Source organism: Prochlorococcus sp. MIT 1323, assembly GCF_047304905.1.
Lineage (GTDB): Bacteria > Cyanobacteriota > Cyanobacteriia > PCC-6307 > Cyanobiaceae > Prochlorococcus > Prochlorococcus marinus_D.
Window position 1 is genome coordinate 238560 of record NZ_CP138973.1, and the last position, 26136, is coordinate 264695.

Here is a 26136-nt window from a genome sequence, read left to right on the forward strand (position 1 = left end):
AGGCCGCCAAATATAGCCATAAAAAATACATTCCTGCTAACGGTGAAAAGAATGCTCATGGCAGCACAACGATGGACCAGCTCTGCGCTCAATCCATTGACTGGGAATCACTTCAATATGAAACTTGTGATTAGGTCGTAAAGTCGATTGTAAAAGCGATGCCGGCTGAGTTGACTCGTGCGATTGATAAACTTGAAAAATGCATTCATCCTCTGACCTCGATACCAATAACACATACAGATGTCGACTTTCATCAGGTCAGCTGTCTTGTGCTTCCAGAATGTCTTGAAGCATCTCAGTAGCATGATTGCTTGGCGGCCATATTCACTACTTCAGTTGAGTGGAAGCTTAGACATTTGTTTAATGCCTTGAATGGCAACTTTCTTTGAATAAGGGGATTGTCATGCTTAAGTTATCCCATTATGCTTGGCTTGCCGGACACGTGTTAGTTTTTGCTTCATGGCAGATTTATCTTTGGATTGACGATAAGATCATCTTATGGGCCAATAAGCCGCAAGCCAAGTACAGCCTATATCTCAATGCAAAATCTCAGCTTTCAGATGAAAATGCGATAGCGGCTTCTTTTCATGACTGATGAGCAGTCTCTCTTGATAGGTGAGCCACTTTTACAGGAAAGGTGTTAAAAGTATCAGTTGAGCCACACAACCTCCTGTTAAACCATTGACAACTGGCATCCAATCGAAAATAACTGAGCTGGATATTGAGTTTTAATCAAGTCAACCGAGAGGGTGCGCATTGGTTCATGTCCTTCCCTGCGGCCTGCTTGTTTGATCTAGATGGAGTGTTGTTGGATACTGAACCTCTACATGCTCAGGCCTGGTCTCAAACAGCGGCTGTCTTTGCTACCAGTCTCAGTACAAGTCAGTTGTCGATTTTAAAAGGTCGGCGTCGGCTTGATTGTGCTCAGCTGGTCAACAACTGGTTGAACACCCCGGTAGGGATCGAACAGCTCTTAGCCGTGCGCCAGCCGATCGCAAAGCATCTGCTCAGTCAGGCCAAAGCCATGCCTGGAGCGGAGGAATTGGTTCGCTGGTGCTACGACCACAGGCTGCCAATGGCCATGGCCTCCAGTAGTACGGCAGATGCCGTGGCATTTAAAAGTATCCATCACAGCTGGCTTGCACTGATTCAGACTCGAGTTCTTGGCGATGATCTATCTCTTACAGCAGGTAAACCCGCTCCAGATCCTTATCTGCTTGCCGCGCGGCGGCTGGCAGTCAAGCCGACTGCCTGTTGGGCATTGGAAGACTCTCAGGCCGGCACACAGGCTGCTCTAGCCGCAGGGTGTCATGTTTGGGTGCTGAGCGAAAATGATGCCCAGATCGATTGCGATGGCAAGTTTAAAGATGAGAATCCTCGTCAAATCTCTCAGTTAAAAACCGTTCTTGACCATCTCCAGCAGGCTTGGGATGCACTCTGAAAAGCTCAGTAGAGACGGCTTAAAACAAAATCAGGTAGTTCCATTAATGCACGCTGGCAAGGTGAATCTGGTAGCCAAGCGATGGCTTCACGAGATTCCCTGGCAAAGTCTTCAGCCAGCTGACGGCTGCGTGAAATAGCCTGCGAATTACGCACCAGCTCAAGGGCTTGATCAAGATCGTCCTCTTCGCTGAACTCTCTCTCAATCAGACGAGCTAGAGCTAAATGCTCTTCAAGCGCATAGAGAGCCGGTGCCGTTAGGTAGCCACTGGCCAAATCACTCGCGGCAGGTTTCCCTAATTGCTGTTCACTGCCTGTGAAGTCGAGGATGTCATCGACAACCTGAAAGGCGAGTCCAAGCTGGCGACCGAAGTGATGCAGTGATTTCTGATGTTCAACACTCTCACCACTGAGCACGCCGGCAGCCTGCACACTGTTGGCCATTAGAGAAGCCGTCTTGCAATAGCTCTTCTCCAGATATGTCGCAAATGATTGGCCGGTGTCATAGCGATAGAGGCCCTGCTTCACCTCCCCATCGGCGAGGTCCATGATGACCCGACTGAGAAGCTTGACCACAGCTAAGTTATCCAGATTAGCCAGATGCCAACTGGCTTGTGCGAATAGAAAATCACCTGCCAAAACCGCAACGCGATGATTGAAACGGCTATGAACAGTGGCCACGCCTCGGCGAGTGGCCGCTTCATCGACGACGTCGTCGTGAACAAGAGAAGCCGTGTGGATCATCTCGGTAATCTCCGCCAGCCGACGATGACGGGCCGAGAGATCACCATCGGCAGATAAAGCTCTTGAGATCAACAGCACAATGCCCGGGCGAAGGCGTTTGCCCCCGGCACTGAATAAGTGCTCTGCCGCTGCTTGAAGAATGGGATGACCGGCACCAATCAAGCTGCGCAGATCAGTGAGCAGGGTCTCAAGATCCAGCTCGACCGGCTGCAGCAGCTCAGTAACGGTGGCCATGGATTCCCTCGGTGGAGTGATCTTACGAGGCGCAGGCAGGACATTGCAGTGAAACCAACTCAACTTGAGGACGCTCGCCCAACCATGGCGTAGCACGTGTGGCAAAGCCCTCGGGATTGGCAGTCACGCAGAACCGTGTAGAGGTCAGCGACAGTGATGTTCCCAATGGGATCGTTGGGCTACCCAACAGACCATCCAGCTCGCGCGCCACACCGATAGCAGGATCAATCAAGCGCACATCTTGCGGCAAAATCTGACGCAAGATTGGTTCAAGAAGAGGATAGTGAGTGCATCCGAGAACCACTGCTTCCACCTGTGCAGCCAAGAGTGGATTCAGATACTCAAGCGCCGCCTGATAAAGCTCCTCGCTGCTGAGTTGACCAGTCTCAATCAATGGCACAAAGGCCGGACATCCCTGCTCAATAACCATCGTGCCTGGTCGAGAGATCTGAATTTGTTTGCCATATGCGCCTGATGCAGCAGCAGCAGGAGTGGCCAGTACTCCCACACGCTCTTCCGAAAGCATGTTGGCTGCTGCCTCGATCAACCTCACGATAGGGATCCCTCCCGCAACCGCTTCAGCCACATCAGAAGCCAACGCATTCGTGGTGTTGCAAGCCATCACAACCGCAGTCACTTGCTGGTCTCGTAACCACTGGACAACCTCCTTGGCGATCACTCGGATTTCATGCGGCATGCGGTTTCCGTAAGGGACTCGGGCGGTATCACCGAGATAGAGGCAAGGCACCTGCCCATGGCGCTCCAGCACTCGCCTGAGCACAGTCAACCCACCCACGCCGCTATCAAATAATCCCAAGCGAGGCTTCAACGGACCCCCTGTAAATAGTTGAGGATGCCAGTAGCAATAGCCAGAGCCAACTTGCGGCGATGGGCTGCTGAAGCCAGCCGAGGAGCATCTAGCCGTCCTGTTAAAAAACCTGTCTCAACTAGGGCGGAGGGCATTGTGGTTCGCCGGATGACAAAGAAACGGCCCCGTCTGACCCCTCTGTTGGGGCTCCCAGGGGAGACGTTCAGCACTTGTTGCTGGATATGAGACGCCAATCTGGCTGAACGGGAATCAGAGAAATAGAAGGTTTCGATTCCATTGACCTGTGGTCTGGACATGCTGATGGCATTGGCATGAATGCTTACAAATGCAGTAGCACCTAATCGATTGGCGATCGCCACTCTTGGCGGTAGATCCACATCCACATCAGCCGTGCGGGTCATGATGACCTGCACCCCTCGAGCTTCTAATAGCTGGGCCACCTGAAGGGAAACATCGAGAACAACATTCTTCTCACGTAGACCGCGAATCCCTATAGCACCAGGGTCTGGACCACCATGACCAGGGTCAATGACAACTCTAAAGCGCCCGCGGGGGACATTCGGCAAACCAGAGGCATTGATAGGCGTCCGTGTGGGGGTAATCCGGATTCCAGGAGCCCATCGGCTCAAAGTTGATGCTGTCAGGTCTCCTTCACCGATACGGCGAAGCCCACGGGTCGGTAAGCCTTCGAAGTTGAGCTTCCAGCGGTACGGAGAGGTTCCTATCAGCTTGAGCTGATTTGGATTCAGAGAGATTGATGGTTTGAACTCAATCACCAGTCGAGTTGATCCAGGCGTTGGTTTCCCCAAACGAATCGCACGCACCGGTCCGCTACCCCGCAGGCTGCGGGAGCGGCTCAATTCTCCAGGAAAATCAATCCAGACCTTTGCTCCCTGGGCACCATCCGCTGGTTGAAAGAACGCTTCTAGACGAGCCCCTCTTGATGTACGCAACTGCAACACCCCGTCGCTTCCAAGTGCCCAGGCCGCTAAAGCGCTTGCCGCTCTGGCCGGCAACGCTGCCAAAACCAAAGGGATCTGCAAGACACCAACCACCAGCAGGATGAGAGGGCGGGACGGAGCCGAGGCCATTGGCTCAGAACAGTGCTGACTGCCGGTGTTGGAGGCTTGGCATTTGCGCGCGAATGCGACCAATGTGCGAGTTATCCACAGGAGCAATGGCTGCACCCTGACTCACCCCTGCATCAGCCAAGACGGTTCCCCAGGGATCAATCACCATGGCATGTCCATGGCTCTGTCGACGGCTGTAATGACGACCTGTCTGGGCAGGTGCAAGCACATAGGAGGTGTTCTCGATGGCCCTGGCCTGAAGTAAGACCTGCCAGTGATCTTTTCCAGTGAAAGCCGTGAATGCTGCTGGAATCATCAATAACTCGGCGCCAGCAGCTACGAGATGGCGATAGAGCTCAGGGAAGCGCACGTCGTAGCAGATGGATAGTCCCACTCGACATAGTCCTGGCACATCCACGACTGGGGGTAGTTCACGACCAGACGTAGTCGTGGCCGACTCCTGATAGGTGTTGCCTTCAGGTAGATCCACATCGAAGAGATGAATCTTGTCGTATCTCGCTAGCAGCTGACCATCACGACCGACCAATTCGGCTCTGTTGACCGTGTGATTGCTATCTCCTGCAGGTACAGGGAAGCCCCCGCCCAGAAGCACCACCTGGTAGCGCCTTGCCATGGTGACAAGAAAGCGGCTGCATTGCTGAGCTAAGTCTTGTGCCAGCTCCAGCCGTCGCTCGTCATCACCCATAAAGGCAAAATTTTCAGGTAATCCCACCAATTCCGCACCACGGCGGGCAGCCAGTTCGATCTGCTCCTCGGCAGCAGCAAAATTGAGCTCTGGATCCGAGGTGCTCGTCAGCTGCAAAGCGGCTGCCAGAAAGTCGGTCACAGGGTTGAAACAGAGAGCGAGACTTTAGATCGCAGTGTGGTTTCAAGAGGCACAAAGGACTCCGGGTTTGACCTGAACAGGAATCACAGAAAGCCGATCCAATTCAGCACAACATCTGAAATCTGCATCGTGGTCGCCAAGCCCAATTAAGCGTTGCCCATGGCTGGCTTGACGAAGACAGGCTTCTGGATCGTGCTTCCACTGCTGCCAAAGGGCTAGTGCAGCAGTGAGTTCGTCGTTCACGACACAAGCCTCATCAGCGGCACCATCCAATAGCAAATCGGCCAATGCTCCGGCCGCCAAAGAATCCTCCAGGGAGTAGGCCCCTTCCCAGCCACTACCAACAATCCAAAGTTGCTCAGGTGGATCCATCAACAAGTGGTCTGCAACAGCTCTGCGGTTTGGTAGTGCCAAAGTGAATAAACGCTGAACCCCACGCACTCGCTGCAAAGAGCGCGTGCCGTTAGTCGTGCTCATAAAGAGTCTTTTGCCAGCCACTTGCTGGGGCACAACAGCGACGGGGGAATTCCCCAGATCAAATCCCTCAATGCGCTGTCCGCCGCGCTCACCAAGCATCAAACGGGAAGACTCCGGCCATTGAGCCGCGCTCTGCCTCAGTTGGTCCAAATCAGCAAAGGTTTCAACAGCTTCGGCACCGTTGTTTAAAGCCCAGGCGATGGTGGTGGTGGCTCTGAGAACGTCGATGACGACAGCAGCATCAGGCTCAGCCCCCTGAGGCACATCCGCGGCCACATGGAAATAAGCGAGCTGCATGGCCTCGATAGGGAACGACGTGCGCCACAGTAACTAGATCATTTTGCTGGCTGTCTTCCCAACCATGCCCCTGCTTCGTCCCGGACCTGCGTCCCAAGACATGCGGGACTTCCTAGCCCTACTTGAGCAACGTGGCCAACTAAGGCGGATCAGTGCCCCCGTAGATCCAGATTTAGAACTCGCCGCTATTACTGATCGGGTGCTGGGCTTGGGTGGGCCGGCCCTGTTGTTCGAAAACGTGATTGGTTCATCGATGCCAGTGGCAGTGAATCTGATGGGCACCTTGGAGCGAGTGGTCTGGAGCATGGGTCTGGACAACGCTCAGCAACTTGAGGATCTGGGAACTCGTTTGGCTCTGTTGCAGCAACCAAGGCCGCCAAAGGGTCTGCAAGAAACCAGACAGTTTGCAAGTGTGTTTTGGGATCTGATCAAAGCGCGACCAGACCTGGATCTCACACCTCCCTGCCATCAGCAGGTGCTGCGTGGAGATGCGTTGAATCTCGACAATCTGCCTTTGATCCGCCCTTGGCCAGGAGATGCCAGTGGTGTGATCACCCTGGGTCTTGTGATTACCAAAGACCCGGAGACGGGAGTGCCGAATGTGGGTGTCTATCGCCTACAACGCCAATCGCCAAAGACCATGACGGTGCATTGGCTGAGTGTTCGCGGCGGAGCCAGGCACCTGCGCAAAGCTGCTGCCATGGGCCAGAAGCTTGAGGTAGCCATTGCTATTGGTGTACACCCTCTGCTGATCATGGCCGCAGCAACTCCGATTCCTGTGCAACTCAGTGAATGGCTTTTTGCTGGTCTTTATGCAGGAGAGGGTGTACGTCTCACTGGCTGCAAAACACTGGATTTGAAAGTCCCTAGCCACAGCGAAGTGGTGTTGGAAGGAACCATTACACCAGGTGAGGAATTAGAGGATGGTCCATTTGGTGACCATATGGGCTTCTACGGAGGAGTGGAGTCCTCACCATTGGTGCGCTTCCACTGCGTGACTCAACGCCGCAATCCGATTTTCCTCACGACGTTTAGCGGCCGCCCCCCCAAGGAAGAAGCGATGCTCGCCATCGCCTTGAACCGCATCTACACGCCAATCTTGCGTCAACAAGTGTCGGAGATTGTGGACTTCTTTTTACCGATGGAGGCCCTCAGCTACAAGCTGGCGGTGATTGCAATCGATAAGTCTTATCCAGGACAAGCCAAGCGTGCCGCGATGGCTTTCTGGAGCGCATTGCCCCAATTCACCTATACAAAATTCGTTGTCGTGGTAGATGCAAACATCAACGTGAGAGATCCACGCCAAGTGGTATGGGCTATCGCTGCACAGGTCGATCCGCAAAGGGATCTCTTTGTACTTGAGAACACCCCCTTCGACAGCCTTGATTTTGCTAGCGAACATCTAGGGCTTGGAGGCAGGATGGCCATCGACGCCACCACTAAGATTGGCCCTGAGAAGCGCCATGAATGGGGCGAGCCACTCAGTCGGGATGCAGATCTAGAAAGCAGGGTGGATGCTCGATGGCAGGAGTTGGGGCTGGAGGATTTGGGCAGCGAAGAACCTGATCCAAGCCTGTTTGGTTATGTGATGGAGAGCCTTTGTCGTCAAGCGATGGTCAAAAAGACCTGAATTAAAAATGGCCTGGTTAGCAAAAAACACTCGGTAGATATCTGTTGCTTGAGATGGTCCAAAAGAGACAAATTACACAGCACAAAAACAAATTGGAAACAAGCTCAAACGCTTGCCCATAAGATCGATCTGATCCGGGCCACACCCATTGAGCGTTACAAGCACTGCCTCATCGTCACGTGAGCTTCGAGCAGGTGGTGGGCTTTCTGGAACGGTGCGAGTCCCTGGGGATAAATCGATTTCCCATCGAGCGCTGTTATTTGGAGCTATCGCAGAAGGGGTCACCACCATCGAGGGCCTTTTACCTGCTGAAGATCCCATGAGTACCGCCGCCTGTCTTCGAGCGATGGGAGCCACGGTCAGCCCGATTCATGCCGGGCAAATAGTTCGCGTTGAAGGCGTTGGTCTCGATGGACTTCAAGAACCGCAAGATGTACTCGACTGCGGTAACTCCGGAACAACAATTCGTCTGATGCTAGGGCTGTTGGCGGCTCGCAAGGGCCGCCATTTCGTGCTTAGTGGTGATGCTTCTTTGCGCCGTAGGCCCATGAATCGGGTTGGCCAGCCATTAACAATGATGGGAGCCAAAATTAAAGGACGATCCAACGGCGACTTCGCACCTCTTGCCGTGAGTGGTCAGAAACTTCGTGGTGGTGTCATCGGTACACCTGTAGCAAGTGCCCAGGTGAAGTCAGCCCTTCTGCTGGCAGCCCTTACAGCCGATGGGGCAACGACTGTGATCGAACCAGCCCATTCGAGAGACCACAGCGAACGCATGTTGCGGGCATTCGGCGCTGATCTCGAAGTGGGAGGAGAGATGGGTCGCCATATCAGAGTGAGCCCAGGACAAAAGCTTTATGGGCAAAATATTGTCGTGCCAGGTGATATCAGTTCCGCTGCCTTTTGGCTTGTCGCAGGAGTGCTTGTGCCTGGAGCTGAGCTCGTGGTGGAAAACGTTGGTTTAAACCCCACCCGTACCGGCATCCTGGAAGTGTTGCAGCAAATGGAAGCTCGCATTGAGGTGCTCAACCGCCATGAAGTCGCAGGTGAACCGGTTGGAGACCTACGGGTGAGGCAAGGACCGTTAAAGCCCTTCAGCATCAATGGGGACATCATTCCTCGCCTGGTCGACGAGGTGCCGATCCTGGCGGTGGCTGCTTGTTTCTGTGATGGTGAAAGCAAAATTACTGACGCCAGTGAACTGCGTGTCAAGGAAACCGATCGGCTTGCTGTGATGACCAGGCAGCTCACGGCTATGGGAGCAGATATCGACGAACATGCCGATGGGCTCACCATCCGTGGGGTCCGAAAACTGCGAGGCACAGACCTCGATAGTGAAACGGATCATCGTGTCGCCATGAGCCTGGCGGTGGCTGCGTTGCTGGCGGAGGGCAATTCCCGCTTGACGGGTAGCGAAGCTGCGGCTGTTTCCTACCCCAACTTCTGGGATGACCTTGAGCGGCTGCATCGCTAATGTCGACCACTCTCGCCCTTTGGGGGCGCTGAATGTTTTCCCAACGGCGGATGGTAGCTTCAGCCTGCATAGTGAGTACTTCGACGAAGCGTTCCACAACTCCGCCGGAGCGCTGAATGAAGCATGCGCGAAATTCGCACAACCGGCAGAGTTGACGCGCTTTAGTGGCGGACAAACTCTTCGGATCCTCGACGTATGCATGGGTCTTGGCTACAACACTGCGGCTGTGTTGGATGCCATGCCAACTCCAGCACCGAATGTGCTGTGGTGGGGTCTAGAGATAGACAGGCGACCACTGGAACTCGCTTTGGCGCAGACGGGATTCTGTAGTGCCTGGTCAGCATCGGTCCACCAGAAACTTATTTTAATCCGAGATTGTGATGGTTGGGATCAGCCAGAGAGCAGGGGAACAATGTTGTGGGGTGATGCACGCCAAACGCTTCATCAGCTACCCCAAGATCAGAAGTTTGATTTGATTCTTCACGATGCCTTCTCTCCAGGTCGCTGCCCACAGCTATGGAGTGAAGAGTTTCTGCATGGCCTGGCCATACGATTGGCTCCAGGTGGGAGGCTCCTGACCTATAGCCGTGCAGCGGCCATACGTGCCAGCTTGCAGCGAGCAGGGCTGAAATTATTCTCGCTACTTCAAGTGCCAGGGGAGCGCGGAGGTTGGAGTAGTGGCACCATGGGGATGAAGCAGTTCAAGATCAGCTTTGGAGAGAAAGGGCTTGGTTGGCGGTCGCTTACTGCAATGGAACATGAACATCTACATACACGCGCAGCCGTTCCGTACCGCGATCCAACTGGAGAAGATCAGGCAGAAGTGATCCTGAGGCGGCGCAGCACTGAACAACAGCTCTGCGGATTAGAGGCGACCAATAGCTGGCACCACCGCTGGACATCCAAGCAAAGGCAAGGTTGATTCTTGTCAGGAAGAAACGAGTGAAAAATTAGAATAGATAAGAATTGGAAGAGATTGTTTAGAGTCATTCTTGAATCCTCCCAACCCAACTCAACTCAACTCAACTCAAGTTCATTGCCTACAGCTGATCAATCCCAAAGGAGATGTTGTGGCAATATTTGATTTAATGGATCTTCTTTTGCTGGGTGATTCATACCAATGACTGGCAGCTTGCTTCCACTTGAGACTTTTGACCATGATCTATAGGCTTGCTTGAACAATGGCTCATCAATAAGGAGGTTTTTTATGTGGAGTCATAGTGTGCTTCATTGCTAGCAACAGTGACAGTGCTAGTGAAAGTAGAAACTGTTTTGGCGCTCTTCTTGCTGAATCATCACTGCTAGAAGCTGAGCTGATCCTGCTTAAAGGCTGTTAACTGCAGTGAAGTTGTCGGAATTCAATTAGATTCCGGCCGATTCGCCATTCGCTCCATGCTTGCCGTCGCCATCTTGGCTGCTGGGAAGGGCACCCGCATGAAGAGCTGCCTGCCGAAAGTCTTGCAACCGCTCGCAGGTTCCACGTTGGTTGAACGGGTGTTGACCAGTTGCTCGGGTCTTCAACCTCAACGGCGCTTGTTGATTGTTGGCCACCAGGCGCAAGAGGTGCAACAGCAGCTCACTGATTGGCCAGGCTTGGAGTTTGTTGTTCAACAACCTCAGAACGGCACTGGTCATGCGGTTCAGCAAGTACTGCCCGTATTGGAGGGCTTTGATGGCGAGCTTTTGGTTCTCAATGGTGATGTTCCATTACTTCGACCAAGCACGATCGATCATTTGGTGAACGAACATCGCTCAAGTGGTGCCGACGTCACGTTGTTAACAGCCCGACTCGCAGATCCCACGGGCTACGGCAGGGTGTTTTCAGATCAACAAGGCCGCGTAAGCAGCATCGTTGAACATCGCGACTGTAGTGACGAACAGCGCCACAACAATCTCACTAACGCAGGTATCTACTGCTTCAATTGGAAGAAATTGGCCGCAGTACTACCCCAACTTTGTAGTGATAATGATCAAGGTGAGCTCTACCTCACCGACACTGTGGCGTTGCTACCTATTGCGATGCATGTAGAGGTGGCTGATCCCGATGAGGTGAATGGCATCAACGATCGTTGCCAACTTGCCAAATGTGAGGCGCTGCTTCAAGAACGGCTACGTAACCATTGGATGAAGGAAGGGGTCACTTTTACTGACCCTGCTAGCTGCACGCTGAGTGAAGACTGTCAGTTCGGTAGAGATGTGGTAATTGAACCCCAAACCCATTTGCGGGGCTGCTGCAACATTGGCGATGGCTGCCAGCTTGGCCCAGGAAGCTTGATTGAGAATGCCGACCTTGGCCATGGAGTCAGCGTTCTTCATTCCGTTGTACGTGATGCCAAGGTGGGAAATGAGGTGGCTATTGGCCCTTTCTCACACCTACGCCCTGGTGCAGACATCGCTGATCAATGCCGCATCGGCAACTTTGTGGAGATTAAAAAAAGCCAAATTGGCGAGGGTTCAAAGGTGAATCACCTCAGTTATATCGGTGACGCACAACTTGGTCGCCATGTCAATGTCGGGGCCGGTACGATCACTGCAAATTACGACGGTGTGAGAAAACATCTCACCGTAGTTGGTGACAACAGCAAAACAGGGGCCAATTCTGTTTTGGTGGCGCCGATTGTTTTAGGTTCGGACGTGACAGTAGGAGCTGGCTCCACTCTCACTAAAGATGTTCCCAATGGTGCTCTCGCCCTTGGCCGCTCCAAACAACTAACTAAAAATGGTTGGCAGTGAAACGAGAGGATTAAGGCTTAGTCCCCTTAGAGCAAAGGGATCAATTTCTCTAGAGCGACACCACGACTAGCCTTAAGCAGAACCACATCGCCGGCCTCAAGCCAAGCCTGCAATGGCTGAGCAGCCTGCTCTGGGTTGGCAACGACGGCCAAATGCGGCAAGGACCCTGCTGCTGTTGCCATGGCTTCAGCCTCTGCGCCTGCAGCAACGACGACGAGTCCATCCAAACCAACTTGTACCGCCCGTTCAGCGACTTGGCGATGCAAAGCCACGCTCTGGTCTCCTAGCTCCAGCATGGTTCCGAGTACTGCAAAGTGACGTCCCGGTTGAATTGCTAATAGCTCCAATGCTGCTTGCACGGCTTCCGGCGAAGCGTTGTAGGTTTCATCCAGAACAGTGAAGTTGCCAACTTTTAGCCGTCGACTACGGCCACCAGGAACGTCTACTTTCAGATCGGATAGCGATTCATTGCAGACATCTAATTCACGGGCTACTGCGAGTGCCAGCATCAAATTGCAAGCGTTATGCATCCCTTCTAAAGGCAGGGTGTAGGCCTTTCCCTCTAGCAATAGTTCACCCTTGGCCAGGTCAACGCAGCCAATGAGATCGGCCTTGGGCAAAAATTTAGAATTCATGCCCTTAACCTCTGCGTCCTTCAAAAGACGATTGTCTTGAACTGCCACGCGGATCACCCGCCCCCGCCAGATCCGTTTAAGAGCATCTTCCAGGAGCGAATCCCCTGCTGGGATGACGATCACTCCTCTGGGTTTCAGGCAAGTGGTGATCTCACACTTGGCGGAAGCAATTGCCGCACGACTACCTAAACGACCGACGTGGGCATTGCCGATATTGGTGATCACAGCGACGTCTGGTTGGGTGCAACAGGAGAGCCGTTCTATTTCCCCAATTCCACGCATACCCATCTCCACCACAACTGCGCCATGATCTGAATGCGCCTGCAACAAGGTGAGCGGAACACCCACGTCGTTGTTGTTGTTGCCTGCACTTGCCAAGACCTCACCAAGGGGTGTGAGTGCAGAACGGATCAACTCCCGAGTCGTGGTTTTTCCTGCTGAACCTGTGACGGCAACCACCGGTACATTCAACTGACGGCGATGCAGCAACCCCAGTTGCTGATAAGCCTCGAGAGTGTCTTCCACAATCCAATGGGGGAGACCCTCGGGCACTGGATGATGATCTTTGCGAGCCACCACAGCCGCCTGGGCCTCAAGCTTCAGAGCTTGAGCAAGAAAGGCATGGCCATTGAAATGCTTCCCCACCAACGGCACAAAGAAGCTGCCTTCGCTCAACTGACGACTGTCTGTGCAGATCGGACCAACAGCTTGGTCAAGATCTAGGTCAGACGCGTGAACATGCATCGGAGCACCCCAAAGCTCGACCAGCTGCCCCAGACGCAGTCTCATCAAGCCAAATCCTGATCGAAAATGATCATGCCCACACCTACTCTTGCTGTCCTGGCAAGCAGTTGATCATCCTCGCTTTGAAGTTGAAGTTCGTCATAACCGAGCTGTTCAGCAAGAGTCTGCCAACGATCGGCAAGTTCATGCTGTCGAGATGAATTGAGGTTGTTCCAAGCTGGACTTAGCCTCAACACAAGATCATTGTCCAGGGGTCTTGGTTCGGCTGCAAGAAGCAAGCCACTGGGGAGATCATTGTCTGCCAGCATCGTTAAGAGAGGCTCAAGCTGAAGAGGTACAGCTAAAGGCGCTGAAAGTTGTGTGGATTCCAGTTCAGAAGGCTCCGACAACGTTGCAACAGGCTGTGACTCCGCAGTGGAGGGGCTAGACATCACAGCCAATGCAGCTGAATTGCTGGGATAGGTCTCTGCAGGATCTAGTTGTGCCACAGCTGCAGGTTGGTCAATCAGCAGACTGCTGAGGAACACTCCCAAGACCAGTACTGTTGCAAGTGTCAATGGCCAGAACATTGGTGCCATTGCAGAAGGCCAGAACCTTGGTGTGGAGAATTCGCCTTGCCGGTTGAGACGCCAGAGTTGCCTGAGTCGCAGACCAAGGTCTGCGAAGACATCACGAAATCCCTCTCGCAGGGATACCCAGGGATTGGTATAGGGGACTGGGAGTTGTCCCGTTTGCTTCTCTGGCCGGGGGGGCGAATTTCCCATGCTGATCAGGAGCCCTGACGACCAAGCGGCAGATTGAAAAGATTGGGGTGCATCAAATCAATGGGGTCGTCTGCAAAAGAGCCGCCAAATCTGCAAAACCAACAACCAAGTTTAAACCTCTTTTTTTAATCATTCCCCTTCTTCTTGCGTCTGGTTCTTTTTTTCGCATTGCTGTCCTGACCCTGACGGGAAGGATCTGAACCCTGGCCGAGAGAAAATTGCTCCACAACCGCCGCATCAGGAGACGGCTCCTTAAGGCCACAGACCTCCCGATACATCTGCGCATAGTCGAGAGCGGAGCGATCCCAGCTGTAGTTTTGAGTCATTCCACGTTGCTGCAACTCACGCCAGCAATCACGATGACGGAACGCCTCCCAGGACCTCACTAATGCTGTATAGAAGTCAACAGGCTCAAATCGATCGAAGCAGAATCCAGTACCGGTTTTATGAATAGGGTCGTAGGAAGGCACCGTGTCGACAAGACCACCCACTTTGCGCACCACCGGCACGCTGCCGTAGCGCATGGCCAACAGCTGACTAATGCCACAGGGTTCGAAGCGACTCGGCATCAGAAATGCGTCACTGCCGCCGTAGATCAAACGTGCTAGGTCATCGTCGTAAGTGAGGAAAACCGAGAAGCGGCCAGGGTTCTGAATCGCCAATTGCCACAGGCCTGATTCCAAACCACGCTCACCAGTGCCCAGCACCACGATTTGGGAATCTGTATAAGCAAGCAAACGCTCTGTCACCTGCAGCAGAAGATCAACCCCTTTCTGATCCACCAACCGACTCACCATCCCCAGTAGATAGGTGTCTGGATTGACCTCAAGCCCCATGCGCTGTTGAAGGGCCTGCTTGTTCACAGCACGACCTGAAAGGTCATCGGCACTAAAAGTGGCTGGCAAAGACTTGTCATTAACAGGGTCCCAATCCTGCAGGTCAATGCCATTGAGAATCCCACGCAGTTTTCCAGAGATGTAGTTCAACAAGCCATCAAGGCTCTCCCCGTATTCAGATGTACAGATCTCTCTGGCATAGGTGGGAGAGACGGCATTCACCCGATCGGCATAAAGCAAGGCTGCTGCCATGGTGTGATCCCCTTGCATGTACCAGGGGCACCAAGTCATCCGATCAAGTTTCCAGCGCCAGGGGCCCTGATATTTGAGGTTGTGAATGGTAAAGACCGTGCTGATTTCAGGGTCCTGATGCATCCACACAGGAATCATCCCGGTATGCCAGTCGTGGCAATGCAGCACCTGCGGTTTCCAAACGTTCCAGGCAAATTCCGTTGTCGCGCTTGCGAAAAACGTAAAACGCCAATCTTCGTCTTCTCCGCCGTAGATCCGTTCAGGATCAAACACTGGATGCCCCACCAGATAAAGGGGCAAACCATTGCTGGGATGACTTGTCTCATAGATGGCAAACTCGTTGCCCATGGTCTGACCGCGCCAAATCGGATCAGTAGGGATATCCAGCAAGCTCCAGAGCTTGCCGTAACCAGGCATGATCAGACGCACATCATGATCAAGCTTGGCCAGAGCTGGGGGCAATGAGCCCACCACATCACCCATTCCACCGACCTTGACCATCGGCGCGCATTCCGCAGCAGCAAATAGCACGCGCATTTTCAAGTCAGTCGAGAGCCGCGAGACTCTAAATGTGCATCAGCTCAATCAGATCACGATCATGGGAGCACCTTGAGCGGCGTGCCGATTTTGACCAGCTGATAGAGGGATTGGATGTCCTCTTCAAACAGCCGAACACAACCATGGGAAACAGCTCGGCCAACAGTCCAGCGGTGTGGCGTCCCATGGAAGCCAGACGTGACGCAGCCATCAATCGTTAGCCAACGATCACCATCGTGAGCGTCTCTGCCGTTGCAATCTCGATAGAAGCCGATCCAGCGACTGCCAAGGGGATTGTTCGGCCCAGATCCGATTCGCCTACCGCTCTGGGGATGCTCCCAAATGGGATGGGGAGTCTTGTTCAAAACTTGAAACTCACCTGCCGGAGTCTCCCAGCCAGGCATGCCAACCGCCACTGAGAAGCTTTTAATTAAGGAGCCATCTTCCAAAACAAGCAGCCGACGGCTACGCCGATCCAAGACCAGATGCCGCCCCTCACGTTCAATTAAAGCGATGGGGAAGCTGGCGACGATTTGCGGAAGAGAGTCCTGAACAGCTGCATGAATCAGGGAGGGCAGCAGCGGCAGTGGAAGCGGTAGCAAGAACTCCTTCCCTAAAGCAAACGATGCGTTAATCATGACGCTGCCTAGAGCGGCTGGTTAGGGAAGCCAGCCTGAGCCTGAAAAATCTGGACTTCGTTTTTGTAGAAAAGCATTTCGGCCCTCCTGGGCTTCATCCGTTCGATAGAACAGATGGGTGGCCTGACCGGCTAGCTCCTGAAGTCCTGCCAATCCATCGGTTTCAGCATTGAATGCGGCCTTCAGGCAGCGGATGGCTGTGGGGCTGTGCTGCAACACCTCTCTTGCCCAACGCACTCCCTCTGCTTCAAGGCCATCAAGAGGAACAATCTCGTTGATCAACCCCATTCTCAGCGCTTCTTCAGCTCCGTATTGACGACAGAGAAACCAGATTTCACGAGCCTTGCGTTGCCCCACGACCCTGGCCAGGTAACCAGCACCAAAGCCACCATCAAAGCTGCCCACCTTGGGACCGGTTTGCCCAAACACGGCATTCTCTGCCGCCAGACTGAGATCACATAACAAGTGCAGCACTTGGCCGCCGCCGATCGCATAGCCAGCCACAAGTGCAATCACAACCTTTGGCAAACTGCGAATGATGCGCTGTAGGTCGAGAACATTGAGGCGCGGCAAACCTTCCTCATCGAGGTAGCCACCGTCGCCGCGCACACTTTGGTCACCACCTGCACAAAAGGCATAGCCGCCATCGTCAGCAGGTCCAACACCGGTGAACAAAACCACGCCTAAACGTTGGTCGTCTCGAATTCGGGTAAACGCATCACAGAGTTCCATCACCGTGCGTGGCCGGAAAGCATTGCGCTTGGCCGGACGATCAATCGCAACCCTGGCAATGCCTTCTGAACTGCGATCGAGCAGTACGTCTTGATATTCACCCCAGGGTTCCCATTCGATCGTGGGCTTGCCAGGCAAAACCTGTCTTGGCCTCATGTCAAACCGATTGGAATCCATAGCCATCGGGATCAAAGATCAATGTGGCCATTTTGGGAAATCGACTGCAGATGCATCACCAATCCCTCGCGAAGCTGTTGCCTCATCGATGAATCTTGACCCCGATGGGTGCACACACGTATCAAAACAGGTCCAGCCTGGAAGAACCCCCATTCCAAGGCTGCTGGTAGGTCTTCAAGACAGGCCACCTGACGGTGAGGAATGTTATGAGCCCTTGCAAGAGCAAGAGGGTCAACCGTCTGAGGCATGGCAAACAGCTGCTCAAATGCTTCGCTCGGAGCTGTCTTCACCAGCAGTTGCTCGAAGATGCCTCCGCCACCATTGTCGATCAACACCACCACCAAAGGCGGGCGCTGGGGATGAGCAAGTAACCAGCCATTGCTGTCATGAAGGAGAGCCAGATCGCCGCTGACAAGCAAAGTGGGCCCAAGGGCCATCGCTAAACCCATGCTTAAAGAAAGGGTGCCGTCGATACCAGACGCGCCTCGAAAACTGAAGCATCGTCTCGAAAATAAGCTCTTGTCCGCATAAGCCAGCCAGTCCCTCACAGGACTACTCGCTGCCAACATGATTGGTAGCTCAGCTGGCAGAAGACGGGATAACCAGCGAGCCAGGGCTGGTTCTGTGATGGCACCCTGAAGGGGTAAGTGCTGATCCAGCCAGTCCTGCGCAAAACGATCGATGATCTGCCATTTCTTCAGTAGAGGATCGGTTGCCTGTTGAGAGGCGGCATCAGCATCGATCCAGCGATGGTGATGGTGTTGCCACCAGGTCGTCAATCCATGACTCCATTGCACTGACAAACCAAGGGGATCGAGACAACGGGAGTCTCCCTCTGTAATCAGGAGCTGACCGTCACCAAAGCTTTTCAACCATGCCTCAAGGCTCCGACTGGCTGACATTGGTCCTAGACGCAGCACTTGAAGCTGCTCCTTAGAGCTTAAAAGCCCAGCAGCCAAAAGCAGCTCCCAGGAGCGGATTAGACCAGGTTGGTCTGAAGGCAGAGCCGATAGTGGATCGGCCAGCACGGGCCAGCCACTCAAGGCCTGCCACTCCCGCAAGGATTGCTGAAAAGCAAAGAGGTCTTTGCTTAGGCCTCGCCAAGCACCAGCTATCACAACGCCGGGTCGTAAAGGATCCAATGCAAAGGGCGCCCGATCGGTAACCCCATCAGTTCCCTCCGCTGCCATTGCCAGATTTATTGGCGTGATCGGAGATGAACGTTGAATTTTGGGAGACCACCCCTTCCAGATCACCCTCTGCTCTTCTTCACTGAGATGTAGAGGCTCCTCAAAAGGCAGATTGAGATGAACGGCTCCTGCGGGGTGATGAGCTCGTTGCCAGGCCTCCTCTGCGAATGATTCCAGCGTTTCTTTACTGAAAAGATGCAACCCCTCTCTTGGGCCCTGCCCAATCCATCGACAGGCAGGACTCAAGAAAGTCTCCTGATTCACCGTTTGATTGGCACCGCAATCTTTGAGTCGATAGGGACGGTCAGCAGTGAGCAGCAACAGGGGCTGACAGGATCGATCAGCCTCCACTGCTGCAGGCAAAAGGTTGGCTACAGCGGTGCCCGAAGTGGTTACTACAGCTGCTGCAGTGCCAGTAGCAGTGCTAAAACCCAAAGCCAAGAAAGCAGCAGAGCGCTCATCAATGGCAGTGCTAAGCCGCAAGCGATTGGTACGTGCCATTCCTCCTGCGGCAAGTGCAAGGGGCCCCGAGCGGCTGCCAGGACAAAGCACGAGATGGCGCAGCCCCAAGGCATGAAATGCCTCGAGCAAGCTCAGGCAAACCAACAGATTGTTGTGAGCAAGAGACAGAGCTTGAGCCTTAGCCAATGCGATTCTCGGTCAATACCGACCGGCGAGGGCCGGCTTAATCAGTTTCGATGACTCCGACACCTTCTCCTCCTCGAAAAGAAGCAAGCGGTAGCTGGCGCAGCCTGCTGCTCTGGTTGGTTCTGGCCTTGTTGATGCGGTGGCAGGTGGTGGAGCCTCGCTGGATTCCCTCCGGTTCAATGCTGCCAACCCTTGAGTTGAAGGATCGCATTCTTGTTGAGAAGGTTCGCCCTCGACTTGCACGTCAACAAGAGCAGCCTTTGCCGCTGGGCAGCGTGGTGGTGTTTCACCCGCCATCCGCGCTACTGGATGCTGGCTACGACCCCAAAGCGGCCTTGATCAAACGCGTGGTGGGGCGTCCGGGCGATCAACTGGAAGTTCATCATGGTCAGCTCTTGCGCAACGAGATCGCCATCAAGGATGACTGCCGTGATGCACCAATGAACTACGAGATGGCGAAGGTGACCGTCCCTGAGCATGAACTCTGGGTGATGGGGGACAACCGCAATTCCAGTCTTGACTCTCATCTCTGGGGGCCATTACCAGAAGAAGCTGTGATCGGAACAGCTATTTGGAGGTACTGGCCACTCAATCGGTTCGGTCCAATACGGTTCCCCTCCCAAGGCAAGAGTGGATCTAACGACCTAGCTGCGATAGGGTCAACACCGTGACGAAAAGCACACCGGATGTTCAACCCGGAGTTCCTGACCACCGATAACAACGATTGCCAGGACGGTAATGGGCTAATTCAGTACCTTCAGGATCAATCCCCTGATGTATTGCAGCGAGTCGCCAAGTCCGCCAGCAATGATATCCAGGACATCATTCGCCACAATGTTCAGGGTCTGCTGGGTATGCTCCCAGGCGAGCAATTTGAAGTGAAGGTCACAGCTAGTCGAGATAATCTCGCCAGTTTGCTCGCATCAGCAATGATGACTGGATATTTCTTGCGCCAGATGGAGCAACGCAAGGAATTGGAAGAGTCGTTGTTTTCAGATGAAGCGATGGCAGTCGAGACAGACGATCTCAATCTCTGAAGGCTGCCTGAGGATCTTTCGGCACCACACCAAGACTGAGCAGGCGTTGATCAACGCTGCCTAGAAAACTCCAGCTGGCTTGATTGATCGCCCATGGGCGTTTGGAAATAGATTCACTTAAATCTCGAACGTGATGAGGCTTGAAGGCCACGATGTCGCTGAAGTGAGCAGACACAAGCCAGCGCATCCCTTTCAGGCGCCGCATCTCATCCAACCATTCCAACAAGACGTCCTTCGCTCTTGGAAATACGAGCCGTTCCAACACTGGCGCAACTTGTAGGAGCGGGCCGTTCTTTCCGAGACGCTCCTGAGCCGCAGCTTCCCAACCGGGCTGCCAAGCGAATGGAAACAGGCCGAAATGGGCTTTAGGGCTAAGTGTTCCGGGCCTGAAGGCATTGCGCAGCACTTCCAACAGAGGAGGTATCACAAGCGGCCCTGGCTTCAGATAGGTCGCGAACAACACCACACGGGCCCATCCTCGGCGGCGCGCTTGTGGAGAATCCGCAAGGGGTTGATCACCCCGATCACGGGCGTGGAATAACAGGGGTGTGGGGTCTAGATCAAACAGAGCTGGAGGCTCTGCCTCGATGCCCACTAGAGCATCTGTTACCAATACAGCTCCGGAAGCTCGGTGAAAACAAGCCACCTCTTCAAAACGGCCAAGCCCCAAATCCAGGGGGCCTAAAGGCAGCCAAGTACAACTGTCCGGATGGGGAAAGCCGTCCTCCTGCAGCACCTTGGTGCGGCGCGCTGGAATGCCCAGCCAAGAGGAAGGCAAGGAAATTGGGAAACTCCACTGACCAGGACAAACCCATACCTCTGCCTGTGGGAAGGCTCGTGCCATTGCCGGTAGAGACAGTTTGTGCTCTAGGCCAGACGCGGTGGGGAGCACAATCGTGACGACATTGCCATGGGTGGCCTCCAGATCAGCTAGAGCTCGGCGCAACTCGGGAGTAGGAGGAAGGGGATTGAACAACATCAACCCACCTGGCACCTTCACCACGGTGAGCCTTACAGGCACAGCGACGTAATAGAGGCCTTGGAGTTGTTCAAAACTCCAGATCTGATTGGGTATTAGTTCCCGGACCAGGGTGCGGCGCTGACCATAGGGATATAGAGGTAACAGCGGCCACCAAGGCCACTCTTGATCAAGCCAAGAGACAGTCTTATTGGCACTCACTTGACCTGAAATAGCTTGATTCTCGGGAGTCATGTCCTCAGTTTGTGCAATTGGTCAACATCTTCTGCAACTGGTTTTAGGGACAAGCTAGAGATAGAACAGGCGAGCAAGCGAGTCTGTCCCTGGATGACGCCCAACTACGGGATGCGTCGCAACAGCGCGAGGAGGCCGAGGCAACTTGCCAATTATCTCAGAGGAGTTCACTCTGAGCGACATGGCTTGTCTCTGCGCAGCAAGACCAGGCCGAATGGCCAGGGGGGTGATATAGCTGCTCTTCAATATCGCTACTGATGGGAAGGCTCTTAACTCCGGCAAAGAGAACGTTTACCAAAAGCTCGTAGCAGGTCAAGGAAAGCCTGTTAAACCAGAAAAGACCAGCGTGTGATTATGGGCGTATGGGTTAGAGCAGAAGCTGAAACCTCGAAGCTTGCAGATGCCGTCGCCTAATCTTCGCGGCGAGAAGTACAAAATAAAAGCTAATACTTCTACCATTATCCATACATAGGCCTACGTAAAAACCTCAAAATCATTCAAATAGTTTGAACAGAAAGAAGGGACTGGTTGAGATCCTGGAATGATTTAAGTATCAAGGATGAGAATAGCAACTATTAACTTATTTACTGCTCTCATTCTAACCCGTAAGCGTTAGCAACAAGAAGGTGCCGGTATTTGCTATTAAGTTAATCGTTAACTCTGTTACTCCTGAGGCTACTTTTTAGAGTCTTTTTATTGATCTAAGCATTGATTGATATGCGAAAATTGCAAAAGAAAATGGCCTGAAATGCATGGTTAGCATCCTTGATACTAAGGAAGAATCCGTTCATGAATGTCTGCCTCAAGTCTGTTAATTCTAATCAAAGATAGAGATATGATGAATTCATCCTAAATAGTTTTGAGCTTTTTTGGGCTGGCAGAGATTGCTCAGTATTTGAGATTCAAGAAGACACCAACTAAAATCAAGAGTACTGTAAGCAAGGCTGCCCATATGATAATCGGGCTAATTGAGGGATTGTTTCTTTTGCTGAGGGCATCAAAAACCTGCTCCTGAATCTCCTGGTCAGAGAGCTCGACTACAGCTTCTGTCGTGGACTCATTTGAGTCAATAAAGAGCGAAGCGACTTTTGCTATTGAAACTATATCTGCACCTTCGGCGGTTAATTGACTTTGCAGCAAGGGCTCTGATTTGAGCTTGGCAAGAAAAACTTTGAGCTGTGCTGCTTGCATTGCAATCTTGCTATTGTTAATTACTCTATCAAGATCATGTGCGATATCAACCTTTCGTAACCAACCATAATTATAAAAACTCTGCCTATGAACGATGATGATGAAAAGACTGCAAGATCCTGACGAATTAAGTGAACTCCCGTGATTCTCTCGCTATCCATTGCATTTTGATCGAAACTTACATCCCAATGCCAAGGCAATCGTTGTTGGTCTGAGGAGATCTATTTCCGCAGTTGATATGGTCTAGTTACAGCAGAGCTTCATCACTATCAAGTTGGAAACTCCATTGGCTATTTAGATCCAATTAGATCAATTGCGTTGTTCGTTTTTCCTTCCATTATCGCTCACTGAATCCTCGATTAAAGAAGAACTGAGTAGCTCTGAACTCTGATCCAAAGTTCGAATTCAGTTGCTGTTGCAAAGATCGAACAACGCCACTTCGGCACAAAGGCCGGGGCCAAAGGCGAGTGCCAGGCAAGGTCCGCTGCAAGCCTTATGACGCATGCGTTCAAGAATGAAAAGAACGGTGGCCGAAGACATGTTGCCGTGAGCTTGAAGGACGGACCGGGACTCAGCCAGGTGCTCATGCTTGAGGGCCAAGGCGTCGGCGCAGGCCTGCAGGATCCTCGGCCCCCCAGGGTGGAGGGCCCAGCTGCGGATTTCAGTCAGATCGGATCCATGGCCCTTCAACCAACTGCTCAGCCAAGGTTGCAATGCATCAGCTATCGCCTCTGGCACCTGTGGTGATAAACCCATAGCGAAACCATGATCTCCGACCTGCCAATGCATCAGACTGCTGGTGTTCGGAATCACGGTGGAGCCAGAAGCCTTCAGGGTCAGAGATTGCTTCGATTGCGCCAAAGCTTGAGAAGCAACCAAAGCTGCGGCTCCATCCGCGAACAGGGCGTTGGCTACCACCTTCTCGGGGTCCCAGCCGTAATGAAGATGGAGACTGCACAGTTCGACAGAACACAGCAGCACTACAGCGTTGGCATCAGCTTCAGCGAACGCCCGCGCCACACGTAGACCGTTCAAGGCACCGTGACAGCCCATGAATCCCACATGGGTCCTCTGAACACCGGGGTCAAGTTCAAGTTGGTCGATCAGAGCAAGGTCAACACCCGGAGCCTTGAATCCGGTACAGCAAACGGTCACAAGATGAGTGATCACATCAGCGGCTAGCTCGGCCTCCTCGAGGGCAAGACGGCATGCATTGATTGCTAGCGCTGAAGCATGGTGATCAAACTCGTTCATCCTTGCGGCAGTCGTGGGGCTTTTGGCCCCGTAGAAGGGCAAACGCTGGTTGATCGGCTCACTCGCGTCGTCTCCCAGCAGAACGCTGCCCCTGTTCTGAACCTGAGTTCGTCGCTGAATCCGGCGGACCAGTGCCGCTCGTTCGGGACTGTCGGCACTGACCAACTCGGCAAGCGCCATGGAATCGCTCTGATTGACTTGTTGTTCCGGCACTGCAGTTCCCATGCCGCGAATGGTCAGAGGCATTGCTGACTTCCGGCGGAGGGGAGCGTCACATGGTTCAGGCTGGCAACAATCCGTTCAGACAGTGCCGGCCAGCGGCTGCTCAGTTCAAACAATGCCCTCGTCGGTTTTGGCTGCCTCAGCACCATGGCCAGAGTGCGACAGATCCTCTGGCGACGACCGATCCGGAGCTTCAGCTCTCTCGTCCAGCGTTTCTCCAGATCATGGCTCCAGCGCAGGAGGCCTTCTTCAACGAATGGTGCCGCTGCGGCACCTGCAGTGAGGGCCCAGGCAATTCCTTCTCCTGTAAATGGCTCCACATAACCCGCTGCGTCACCCATCACCAGAAAGCGCTCTCCGGCAACAACCTCAGCGCCGCGACTAAGAGCTGGTGTCAGCTGCCATCGCCCCTGTCTCAGAGCAGCAGGTGGTGGGAAACCAGCCTGCATAAGCACATCCTGGGTCGCTCCGGCCGCTCCTTGCCCATGGGCTAGCGCCTGCCGATCGAAAGCGGCTGCCAGATTGAGTAAACCGTCCTCTCTGCGCACCAGACCCACATAACCACGTTCGCCGATTGCCATGTGAATGGCGCCTGCGGTGTAGTGCTTCTCATCATCAACAAGAACACAACCCGCCCCAACCCTGGAACGACTACGGATCCTGGTGATGCCAGCATCCTGCTCGGGCAAGCAACGCTGGGCAAGCCCAGCTGCAACAAGCACGACACGCGCCCTGACGTGGTTCTGCTGACCGCTGCGCTGATCCTTCAGCCGCACAATCCGCCAGCCTGGCTGGACTTCTTCGACCCCGGCGCTCATTTGACAGCGAACGGAAGCTCCAGCTTCAACGACCGCGTCCATCAGGGCCTGATCGAACCGTTCCCTGGAGAGAGCAAAACCATCTGGAATGGCTAGAGATGTTTGACGACCATTCAGACCGAGGCGAAGGGTTTGCAGTCGTACGCCGCCGCGATCAATGATGAGATCGTTCTGCCCCAGAGAGGCGAGAGTCGCCTGAGCCTGTTTGTTAAAGCAGCAACCACACACTTTCCAGCGGGGGAAAGCGCGTTTTTCCACAAGTAACACCGTTAATCCTCGCCTTGCGCAATCCAGGGCGGCTAGTCCCCCTGCAGGACCGGCCCCAACCACCAGTACATCCCACGACTCCTGCATCTCAATGTCGCTCCCAGCTGAGCAGGTAACGCTCAGGCCAGCAGCGATTCAGTTGAACACCCTCCAAACCTGCGCGCCGGGCTAAAGCCATGATTTCCTCAGGACGGAAAGCGGCACGAACCGAAAGGGGGCCATCGGTATGGACCACCCAGGAGCGACTCAGGAGACGCGTTCCAGCCCAGGCCATCACGTAGCCCAGACGACTGCGGATCAGATCATTAACCAGCACAAGCCTGCGGGCCCTTGTTGCCATTCTGGCGAGAAGCCGTTCCACGTCGCTGTCGTCTAAGTGATGGGTGAAAAGGGTGCAGAACACCACATCGAACGATTCATCATCAACGTTTTCAGAGAGTGCGTCGGCAGAGAAGAATGTCAATTTGGCATTCCTTTTCCATGCATTGGCACGGGCAATACGCACGGCTTCTGGGTTGAAATCACAGGCTTGAATCTCGAGCTTCAGGCCCTGGTGCTGTGCCATCAGAGCAAGATCGATCGCTGTGTCTCCACCTCCGCAGGCGAGCTCGAGCACCCGTAGGGGAGTCTCGGGGTGGCGGATGGCTAGAGCCTGAATGGATTGGAATAAACCTGCAGAACAGCGGCTGATGGCATTGATGCGTCGCAAGCCGTTTAAGGCCCTGGCATGTTCAGTGGGATCGAGCCCTGGCTGATCCATGACTTCCGGTTGACGATCACGCCGGTTGAGAGCCTCACCCCAGGGCATCGGGCACGAACGTGGTGTTCCCTCAACTTAGGCAGAAGGTTGGTGCGGAAATTGTCAGATCATCTTTAATCTCGATCGAACCGTAGATGCAGGCAATGCGCCCTACCACCGAACCGGTCAAGGCCCCAAAAATTCTCTCAACAACAAGCTGCTGAACATTGCCAGAGAGCACAGGAGAAGACTCATTGCTCAGGCAGACGACGTGTCATTGCAGGAAACATGACTCTTTGCACAAATCCCTAGGGACATCAAAGGGATAAGGCCTGCAAACAAATTGCAACCACAGCCGCAAAGCGGCAGCAGCGGCAATCAAAGCCACGCTTGATCAAGTCAAGTGATTGTTTGAACTGGAGTCTCAGGCGTTATCAGTGGATTCTCTGTTGAAAGTGAACACCATG

General features: G+C 53.6%; 24 protein-coding genes. 8 read left to right on the forward strand and 16 right to left on the reverse strand.

The genetic code is table 11. From position 1 onward, the window contains the following. Nucleotides 1-403 precede the first annotated feature (403 nt). Together SIB68_RS01090 and SIB68_RS01095 are read left to right on the forward strand one after the other, a co-directional pair. Nucleotides 404-595, forward strand: coding sequence for a hypothetical protein (locus tag SIB68_RS01090; protein ID WP_063399564.1), 192 nt, complete (start codon nt 404-406; stop codon nt 593-595). Nucleotides 596-763: 168 nt separating this feature from the next. After that, a complete protein-coding gene (locus tag SIB68_RS01095; RefSeq protein ID WP_063399563.1) occupies nt 764-1441 on the forward strand; it encodes an HAD family hydrolase in 678 nt (225 codons plus the stop codon). A 5-nt stretch (nt 1442-1446) separates the two neighbouring features. On the opposite strand, the gene sds is transcribed toward SIB68_RS01095, so the two are convergent. From sds to SIB68_RS01120, 5 genes are read right to left on the reverse strand one after another with little or no spacing between them, the layout of a single operon-like run. Next, complete coding sequence (gene sds, locus SIB68_RS01100; protein ID WP_011826520.1) at nt 1447-2418, reverse strand: solanesyl diphosphate synthase; 972 nt, start codon at nt 2416-2418, stop codon at nt 1447-1449. A 22-nt stretch (nt 2419-2440) separates the two neighbouring features. Beyond that, entirely contained in the window at nt 2441-3247 is an 807-nt protein-coding gene (gene murI, locus SIB68_RS01105) for a glutamate racemase (protein WP_063399562.1), read from the reverse strand. Beyond that, nucleotides 3244-4338 (reverse strand): N-acetylmuramoyl-L-alanine amidase, encoded by a 1095-nt coding sequence (locus SIB68_RS01110; protein WP_063399561.1) that lies wholly within the window; start codon nt 4336-4338, stop codon nt 3244-3246. Before SIB68_RS01110 ends, murI begins: the two co-directional genes overlap by 4 nt. 4 nt (nt 4339-4342) lie before the next feature. Further along, on the reverse strand, nt 4343-5164 hold the full coding sequence (locus SIB68_RS01115) for a carbon-nitrogen hydrolase family protein (RefSeq protein WP_063399560.1): 822 nt from the start codon (nt 5162-5164) through the stop codon (nt 4343-4345). Between the two features lie 42 nt (nt 5165-5206). Further along, nucleotides 5207-5938 (reverse strand): 2-phosphosulfolactate phosphatase family protein, encoded by a 732-nt coding sequence (locus SIB68_RS01120; RefSeq protein WP_063399559.1) that lies wholly within the window; start codon nt 5936-5938, stop codon nt 5207-5209. Between the two features lie 64 nt (nt 5939-6002). On the opposite strand from SIB68_RS01120, the gene SIB68_RS01125 reads away from it, so the two are divergent. The 4 genes from SIB68_RS01125 (at nt 6003) to glmU (ending at nt 11775) form a co-directional block, all read left to right on the forward strand. Further along, complete coding sequence (locus tag SIB68_RS01125; protein ID WP_063399558.1) at nt 6003-7568, forward strand: UbiD family decarboxylase; 1566 nt, start codon at nt 6003-6005, stop codon at nt 7566-7568. 148 nt (nt 7569-7716) lie between these two features. Next, a complete protein-coding gene (gene aroA / locus SIB68_RS01130; protein WP_063399557.1) occupies nt 7717-9042 on the forward strand; it encodes a 3-phosphoshikimate 1-carboxyvinyltransferase in 1326 nt (441 codons plus the stop codon). Then, complete coding sequence (locus SIB68_RS01135; RefSeq protein ID WP_063399556.1) at nt 9017-9964, forward strand: MnmC family methyltransferase; 948 nt, start codon at nt 9017-9019, stop codon at nt 9962-9964. The genes aroA and SIB68_RS01135 overlap by 26 nt, the downstream gene beginning before the upstream one ends. A gap of 470 nt (nt 9965-10434) precedes the next feature. After that, the gene (glmU, locus tag SIB68_RS01140; RefSeq protein WP_063399555.1) at nt 10435-11775 is read left to right on the forward strand and encodes a bifunctional UDP-N-acetylglucosamine diphosphorylase/glucosamine-1-phosphate N-acetyltransferase GlmU; all 1341 of its coding nucleotides are present in this window, start codon (nt 10435-10437) and stop codon (nt 11773-11775) included. A 26-nt stretch (nt 11776-11801) separates the two neighbouring features. On the opposite strand, the gene SIB68_RS01145 is transcribed toward glmU, so the two are convergent. From SIB68_RS01145 to menD, 6 genes are all read right to left on the reverse strand, one after another. Further along, on the reverse strand, nt 11802-13199 hold the full coding sequence (locus SIB68_RS01145; RefSeq protein ID WP_063399554.1) for a UDP-N-acetylmuramoyl-tripeptide--D-alanyl-D-alanine ligase: 1398 nt from the start codon (nt 13197-13199) through the stop codon (nt 11802-11804). Continuing rightward, the gene (locus SIB68_RS01150; RefSeq protein WP_063399553.1) at nt 13199-13918 is read right to left on the reverse strand and encodes a hypothetical protein; all 720 of its coding nucleotides are present in this window, start codon (nt 13916-13918) and stop codon (nt 13199-13201) included. The genes SIB68_RS01145 and SIB68_RS01150 overlap by 1 nt, the downstream gene beginning before the upstream one ends. Nucleotides 13919-14043: 125 nt before the next feature. Beyond that, the gene (gene glgA, locus SIB68_RS01155; protein WP_063399552.1) at nt 14044-15543 is read right to left on the reverse strand and encodes a glycogen synthase GlgA; all 1500 of its coding nucleotides are present in this window, start codon (nt 15541-15543) and stop codon (nt 14044-14046) included. A 59-nt stretch (nt 15544-15602) separates the two neighbouring features. Beyond that, on the reverse strand, nt 15603-16181 hold the full coding sequence (locus SIB68_RS01160) for a L,D-transpeptidase (protein ID WP_081215468.1): 579 nt from the start codon (nt 16179-16181) through the stop codon (nt 15603-15605). A 21-nt stretch (nt 16182-16202) separates the two neighbouring features. Continuing rightward, on the reverse strand, nt 16203-17096 hold the full coding sequence (menB, locus tag SIB68_RS01165; protein WP_063399551.1) for a 1,4-dihydroxy-2-naphthoyl-CoA synthase: 894 nt from the start codon (nt 17094-17096) through the stop codon (nt 16203-16205). A gap of 5 nt (nt 17097-17101) precedes the next feature. Then, nucleotides 17102-18928, reverse strand: coding sequence for a 2-succinyl-5-enolpyruvyl-6-hydroxy-3-cyclohexene-1-carboxylic-acid synthase (gene menD / locus SIB68_RS01170; protein WP_413681877.1), 1827 nt, complete (start codon nt 18926-18928; stop codon nt 17102-17104). A 50-nt stretch (nt 18929-18978) separates the two neighbouring features. On the opposite strand from menD, the gene lepB reads away from it, so the two are divergent. Further along, nucleotides 18979-19599 carry a signal peptidase I gene (gene lepB / locus SIB68_RS01175; protein WP_063399550.1) on the forward strand — a complete coding sequence of 207 codons (621 nt, stop codon included), beginning with the start codon at nt 18979-18981 and terminating at the stop codon, nt 19597-19599. 15 nt (nt 19600-19614) lie between these two features. Beyond that, entirely contained in the window at nt 19615-19965 is a 351-nt protein-coding gene (locus tag SIB68_RS01180; RefSeq protein WP_063399549.1) for a DUF760 domain-containing protein, read from the forward strand. On the opposite strand, the gene SIB68_RS01185 is transcribed toward SIB68_RS01180, so the two are convergent. The 5 genes from SIB68_RS01185 to SIB68_RS01205 all read right to left on the reverse strand — a co-directional run bounded on the left by SIB68_RS01185 (nt 19955) and on the right by SIB68_RS01205 (nt 25738). Then, nucleotides 19955-21178, reverse strand: a complete 1224-nt coding sequence (locus SIB68_RS01185; protein ID WP_063399548.1) for a DUF4336 domain-containing protein — start codon at nt 21176-21178, stop codon at nt 19955-19957. The two genes, SIB68_RS01180 and SIB68_RS01185, sit on opposite strands and share 11 nt — an antisense overlap. Nucleotides 21179-22066: 888 nt before the next feature. Continuing rightward, entirely contained in the window at nt 22067-22369 is a 303-nt protein-coding gene (locus SIB68_RS01190; protein WP_063399547.1) for a Nif11 family protein, read from the reverse strand. Nucleotides 22370-22774: 405 nt separating this feature from the next. Next, nucleotides 22775-23869, reverse strand: a complete 1095-nt coding sequence (locus tag SIB68_RS01195) for a type III polyketide synthase (protein WP_063399546.1) — start codon at nt 23867-23869, stop codon at nt 22775-22777. After that, the gene (locus SIB68_RS01200; protein ID WP_063399545.1) at nt 23860-25017 is read right to left on the reverse strand and encodes an NAD(P)/FAD-dependent oxidoreductase; all 1158 of its coding nucleotides are present in this window, start codon (nt 25015-25017) and stop codon (nt 23860-23862) included. Before SIB68_RS01200 ends, SIB68_RS01195 begins: the two co-directional genes overlap by 10 nt. 1 nt (nt 25018) lies before the next feature. Beyond that, complete coding sequence (locus SIB68_RS01205) at nt 25019-25738, reverse strand: class I SAM-dependent methyltransferase (protein WP_063399544.1); 720 nt, start codon at nt 25736-25738, stop codon at nt 25019-25021. Nucleotides 25739-26136 lie beyond the last annotated feature (398 nt).